The organism is Streptomyces sp. NPDC002156 (assembly GCF_053593675.1).
The window spans coordinates 1-5,309 of the sequence record NZ_JBSFDA010000315.1; the positions used below are offsets into that span (position 1 = coordinate 1).

The window sequence follows — 5,309 nt, forward strand, 5'->3', positions numbered from 1 at the left end:
TTCGATCGGGGCGGCGCGGACCTGTCTCGCCCCCGCCGCCCCTACCCGTCCCATCCCTGGGGGCTCCGCCCCCAGACCCCCCTTTCGGCCTGAACGGCCTCGTCCTCAAACGCCGGACGGGCTGAAATACCTCCGGACAGGCCGAAATGCCTCCTGCCGGGCCGAAATGCCTTCTGCCGGGCTGGGTGGTGCCGGATGGGCTGGACGCGGTTGGGTCGGGGCTGGAGGCTGCCGGTCGGGGCTTGGTCTTTCAGCGTCGGCTCGCGTCTCCAGCCCGTCCGGCGTTTGAGGACAAGGCCCGTTCAGGGCCGTTGCGGGGGTTCGGGGGCTCAGCCCCCGAGGATGGGAACGGGTAAGGGCGGCGGGGGCGAAAGAAACGCACCCCTGGTCGCAAGGGAATACGTCCCTCCAACCCCACGCTGTCCCCTCCGGAGGTAGGACGAATGACAACCACTGGCCAGTACCGCACCGAACACGACTCCATGGGCGAAGTCCGCGTCCCCGTCCACGCCAAGTGGCGGGCCCAGACCCAACGCGCCGTCGAGAACTTCCCCATCTCCGGGCAACGCATCGAGCGTGCCCACATCGAGGCCCTCGCCCACATCAAGGGCGCCGCCGCCAAGGTCAACGCCGAGCTGGGTGTCGTCGACAAGGACATCGCCGGGGCGATCCAGGAGGCCGCCGGCGAGGTCGCCGCCGGGGAGTGGGACGCGCACTTTCCCGTTGACGTGTTCCAGACCGGGTCCGGGACCTCGTCCAACATGAACGCCAACGAGGTCATCGCCACCCTTGCGAGTGAGCGGTTGGGGAAAGACGTACACCCTAATGATCATGTCAATGCGTCGCAGTCCTCCAACGACGTGTTTCCGTCCTCCATCCACATCGCCGCCACCGCCGCCGTCACCCGTGACCTGATCCCCGCCCTCGACCACCTCGCCGACTCCCTCACCCGCAAGTCCGAGGAGTTCGCCGACGTCGTGAAGTCGGGGCGTACTCATCTCATGGACGCCACGCCCGTGACGCTCGGACAGGAGTTCGGGGGGTACGCCGCTCAGGTGCGGTACGGCGTCGAGCGGCTGCGGGCCTCCCTGCCCCGGCTCGCCGAGCTGCCCCTCGGCGGTACGGCCGTCGGGACCGGGATCAACACGCCTCCCGGGTTCTCCGCCGCCGTCATTGAGGAGGTGGCGCGCGCCACCGGGCTGCCCCTCACCGAGGCCCGCGATCACTTCGAGGCGCAGGGGGCTCGGGACGGGATCGTCGAGATCAGCGGGCAGCTCAAGACCATTGCCGTGGGGCTCACCAAGATCGCCAACGATCTTCGGTGGATGGCCTCGGGACCTCGGACCGGGCTTGCCGAGATTTCCCTTCCCGATCTTCAGCCCGGGTCGTCCATCATGCCCGGCAAGGTCAACCCCGTCATTCCCGAGGCCGTGCTCATGGTGTCCGCGCAGGTCATCGGCAACGACCTCACCGTCACCACCGCCGGTGCCGCCGGGAACTTCGAGCTCAATGTCATGCTGCCTGTCATCGCCAAGAATGTGCTGGAGTCTGTTCGGCTCCTCGCCAATGCCTCTCGGCTGCTTGCCGATCGGACCGTCGACGGGATCGTCGCCCATCGGGAGCGGGCCCGGGAGTACGCCGAGTCCTCGCCCTCCGTGGTCACGCCGCTCAACAAGTACATCGGGTACGAGGAGGCGGCCAAGGTGGCCAAGAAGTCGCTCGCCGAGCAGAAGACGATTCGCCAAGTCGTCCTGGAGGGTGGGTACGTGGAGCGTGGTGATCTCACCGTCGAGCAGCTCGACACGGCCCTGGATGTCCTGCGGATGACGCGCCCGTAACGTCATTCGGCCACTGGCGAGAACGGTGACGCGCACCGCAGCGTCACGTGCCCGGGGCACCTAATATCTCTCCATGACAGACGACGGAGCGGTGAGACGAGTGGAAGCGGGCGGATCGGCGGCGTACTGGTCCCCCGGCAGTCAGATTCTGTGGCGGTACCGTGAGAACTCCGGCGACCGCTTTCACATCGTGCGTCCCGTCACCGTCGTACGGGATGATTCCGACGTCCTTGCCGTGTGGATGGCGCCCGGCACCGAGTGCGTCAAGCCCGTGCTCGCCGACGGTACGCCCGTCCACGTGGAACCGCTGGAGTCGCGGTACACCAAGCCCCGTACCGTCCAGCGCGACCGCTGGTTCGGCACCGGGGTGCTGAAGCTCGCGCGGCCCGGTGAGCCCTGGTCTGTGTGGCTTTTCTGGGAACCGGGCTGGCAGTTCAAGAACTGGTACGTGAACCTGGAGGAACCGCTGGTCCGTTGGGCCGGCGGGGTCGATTCCGAGGATCACTTCCTCGACATCACCGTTAATCCCGACCGGACTTGGGAGTGGCGTGACGAGGACGAGTTCGCGCAGGCCCAGGAGGCCGGACTGATGGACGCCCAACTCGCCGAACGGGTAAGGGAAGCGGGGCGATCGGCGGTCGAGGTCATCCGCGCGTGGGGGGCGCCGTTCGCGGATGGCTGGCAGCACTGGCGACCGGATCCGTCCTGGGCTGTACCGTCACTGCCGGAGGACTGGGACCGTACGCCCGCGCACATGTCGTCATGAGACCCTTGATGCGCCCCCGGTGCGCAACCGTAGGATCGTCCTCCGCAAGGGCGCACAACCGTAACTCCCGGAACATGCGCTGGGCTTGACCATACGTCACCGAGGGGCGGCAGGACGTGAGCGAGGGGTACGAGGGCAACACCGGTCCGGGCCGACCACGGCCCGCCGGTGCATCAGGAACAACCTCTGACCACGCCGGTTTTCCGTTCCTGGGGCATGTATACCGGGTATCGGGAAGTCGGCGGGACCAACTGCGTGTACAACGCGCAGCCCCGGACGGATGGATTCGACACGCGTGACGGAGCAACCCACCTCGCACGAGCGCAGTCGGCCGGGCACCGGCCGGCCGGACATCCCCGCGGACACCCGCGGGGCGCTTCTGCGTTCCCCGGAGGCGGCGGCTCTGCCTCTGCCGAAGCAGACGACAGGGCAGCAGGGCGGCGACGCCGCCGGCGGACCGGAGGCCGCCGCAGGCCCTGTGACAGGCTCCGAGAGCCCCGAGACCGTCGGCGACGCCGGTACGACCGGTAGGACCGCGCACGACGCGGGAACAGCGGGAACAGAGGCGGGAACAGGCGCGATGGCATCCAGCTCGGGTACTGGTACCGGTACGTCCGGCTCCACCGGCCCCAACCCCACCGGACCGCCGGCCACCCCAGGGCCCGAGCACTCGCAGCCCGACCAGCCGTCCTCCACCGGGCCCGACGCGCACCGCCCGCGTCCGGCGCCGGACAGCATCCCGGCCCAGCCGGGCGCCGAGAACCACGCGGTCACCGACCCGCCCTCCGACACCCTCGACATCGACCCGACCACGGGCGCCCTCGTGGGCAAGGAGCGGCGTTCCGGCCAGGGCAGCCCCACCGGCACGCCCCTGCCGATGCGGCGGGACGGCGACCGGCTGCGGTTCGTCGGCGCGGCCACCCGGCGGATCGCCCGGGGCATCGACCTCGACGAGATCGTGATGGGGCTGTGCCGGGCCACCGTGCCGACCTTCTCCGACACGATCCTCGTCTATCTGCGCGACCCGCTGCCCGTCGGCGACGAGCGGCCCACAGGACCGCTGGTGCTGCGGCTGCGCCGTACGGACCGGCTGCCGCAGGAGCGGGACACGGAGAACGGCTTCCTGGCCACCTCCGCGGTCCCCCAGCAGCCCGCCGAGCTGTCCCCGGTCAGCGCCGAACTGTGCGAGGTGCGTCCCGGTGGTGCGCTCGCCGAGGTGCTGCGCGGTGTCCGGCCCGTCTTCGCGGACGCGCCCGCCGCCCGCGCCGCCCTGCCCGAACTGCTCGGCGAGGGCTGCGATCTGGACGTACCGGACGGCCAGCGCGCGATCCTCGCCCCGCTGCGCGGCCGGCGCCGGGTCATCGGGGCCGCGCTCTTCCTGCGCCGCCCGGAGCGGATCCCGTTCGAGACGGACGACCTCCTCGTCGCCGCCCAACTGGCCACGCACAGCGCCCTCGGCATCGACAAGGCGGTGCTGTACGGCCGCGAGGCCTACATCGCCGACGAGCTGCAGCGCACGATGCTGCCGGAGACCCTGCCGCGGCCCACGGGTGTGCGGCTCGCGTCCCGCTACCTCCCGGCCGCCGAGACCGCCCGTGTCGGCGGTGACTGGTACGACGCCATCCCGCTGCCCGGCAGCCGCGTCGCCCTCGTCGTCGGTGACGTCATGGGGCACTCCATGACCAGCGCGGCCATCATGGGCCAGCTCCGGACGACCGCGCAGACCCTCGCCGGGCTCGACCTGCCCCCGCAGGAGGTCCTGCACCACCTCGACGAACAGGCCCAGCGGCTGGGTACGGACCGCATGGCTACCTGCCTGTACGCGGTCTACGACCCGGTATCCCATCGGATCACCATCGCCAACGCCGGCCATCCGCCGCCCGTCCTGCTGCACCTGGGCGGCCGGGCCGAGGTGCTGAAGGTGCCCTCCGGCGCGCCCATCGGGGTCGGCGGAGTCGACTTCGAGGCCGTGGAGCTGGACGCGCCGGCCGGCGCCACCCTCTTCCTCTACACCGACGGTCTCGTCGAGTCCCGGCTGCGGGACGTCTGGACCGGCATAGAGCAGCTCCGCGAGAAGCTCGCCGCGACCGCCCAGCTGACCGGCCCCGACCATCCGCCGCCCCTCGAAGCCCTGTGCGACGAGGTCCTCGACATGCTGGGCCCGGGCGACCGGGACGACGACATCGCGCTGCTCGCCGCCCGCTTCGACGGCATCGCGCCGAGCGACGTCGCGTACTGGTACCTGGACCCGGAGGACGCGGCGCCCGGCCGGGCCCGCCGGCTCGCCCGGCGCGCGCTGTCCCGCTGGGGTCTGGAGGACCTGACCGACTCGGTGGAGCTGCTCGTCAGCGAGGTCGTGACGAACGCCGTGCGCTACGCCTCCCGCCCGATCACCCTCCGGCTGCTGCGCACCGACGTACTGCGCTGCGAGGTCGGCGACGACGTGCCGCAGCTGCCGCGGCTGCGGCAGGCGCGGGCCACGGACGAGGGTGGGCGCGGGCTGTATCTCGTCAACCGGCTGGCCCGGCGCTGGGGTGCGACCCGGCTGAGCACCGGGAAGGTGGTCTGGTTCGAGCTGAACCGGACGTGAGCGGTCACGCGTGAGAGCGCGTACGCGAGAGGGGGCTCCCGGTGATCACCGGGAGCCCCCACACGGATGGGGCCGAAGGGCCGGGCGGGCCAAAAAAAAGAAGGCCGGAGAGGGG

The 5,309-nt window shown here is 70.8% G+C and carries 3 protein-coding genes; all 3 read left to right on the forward strand.

The window, feature by feature from the left end:
* Positions 1 to 443: 443 nt before the first annotated feature.
* The 3 genes from ACWCRB_RS48915 to ACWCRB_RS48925 all read left to right on the forward strand — a co-directional run bounded on the left by ACWCRB_RS48915 (position 444) and on the right by ACWCRB_RS48925 (position 5,194).
* Positions 444 to 1,838 carry a class II fumarate hydratase gene (locus tag ACWCRB_RS48915; RefSeq protein ID WP_451002234.1) on the forward strand — a complete coding sequence of 465 codons (1,395 nt, stop codon included), beginning with the start codon at positions 444 to 446 and terminating at the stop codon, positions 1,836 to 1,838.
* Between the two features lie 73 nt (positions 1,839 to 1,911).
* A complete protein-coding gene (fomD, locus tag ACWCRB_RS48920; RefSeq protein WP_451002235.1) occupies positions 1,912 to 2,604 on the forward strand; it encodes a cytidylyl-2-hydroxypropylphosphonate hydrolase in 693 nt (230 codons plus the stop codon).
* Between the two features lie 580 nt (positions 2,605 to 3,184).
* Complete coding sequence (locus ACWCRB_RS48925; protein WP_451002236.1) at positions 3,185 to 5,194, forward strand: SpoIIE family protein phosphatase; 2,010 nt, start codon at positions 3,185 to 3,187, stop codon at positions 5,192 to 5,194.
* Positions 5,195 to 5,309 lie beyond the last annotated feature (115 nt).

Coding starts and splice junctions, on each gene's coding strand:
- fomD (WP_451002235.1), top strand. CDS start 1,912: ATGACAGACGACGGAGCGGTGAGACGAGTGGAAGCGGGCGGATCGGCG.
- ACWCRB_RS48925 (WP_451002236.1), top strand. CDS start 3,185: ATGGCATCCAGCTCGGGTACTGGTACCGGTACGTCCGGCTCCACCGGC.
- ACWCRB_RS48915 (WP_451002234.1), top strand. CDS start 444: ATGACAACCACTGGCCAGTACCGCACCGAACACGACTCCATGGGCGAA.